This window comes from Lacisediminihabitans profunda (genome assembly GCF_008040105.1).
GTDB classification, from domain to species: domain Bacteria; phylum Actinomycetota; class Actinomycetes; order Actinomycetales; family Microbacteriaceae; genus Lacisediminihabitans; species Lacisediminihabitans profunda.
Map to the genome: position 1 here is coordinate 1 of NZ_VRMG01000111.1, position 669 is coordinate 669.

The window sequence follows — 669 nt, forward strand, 5'->3', positions numbered from 1 at the left end:
GACCAAGCGCCAGCCGGGGCGCGAAGCGATCGAGGAGCCGGTCGCCGCGATCGAGGCGTCAGCAGCAGCACACGGATGGCCGGCGAGGAGACTCGCCGGCCATCCGTCGTTAACGGCGGTGTCTGCCACCCGCAGTATTCGTAGGGTGGTCTTGTGCCCGGCCAGACTCCCATGCTGCCGACCGCCTGAGTCGCGGCGACCACGCTGAAGGTGAACCACGAGCCTGAGGCCGTCTTCCCGGTATAGAGCGGAAAGCTACCGTCGGGATAGTAGTCGGTTCGCTCAATCTAGGGGTAGGCGGACGTTAACTCCGCTGCCGTCGAGCTGTAGCCGATTCCCAGTGCGGTGTGCGGGCAAGCGAGGCCGCGGGGGCGGGTGGGGCTGGCGTCCACCCCGACTATGTTTCCCGCACTATCGACGAACACGGCTATACCCACATCCGTGCCGGTGAAGAACGCCGCCCTAGGGTTTGGGCAATTCTTAGTATCGGCGGACAGGCCTATGAGATCCGCGGTTACCTTCTTCAGGTTCGCGCCCAGCTGGAAGGGGCCGATGCCGGTTTCGGAGACGATCCAGGTGGCGGGATCGGCCGCGTTGATCGGCGTGGCCGTGGCAGTTGGTGCTTGACTCGGGGCATTGCTCGGCGCCGACGATCGTGGGCCGTGTGAG

At 65.6% G+C, this 669-nt stretch carries 1 protein-coding gene; it reads right to left on the reverse strand.

Features of this window, described 5'->3' with window-relative positions; translation table 11 throughout:
- Nucleotides 1-287: 287 nt before the first annotated feature.
- Nucleotides 288-669 (reverse strand): hypothetical protein (locus tag FVP33_RS19845; protein ID WP_222706808.1); only part of this gene is annotated, 382 nt, incomplete at its 5' end.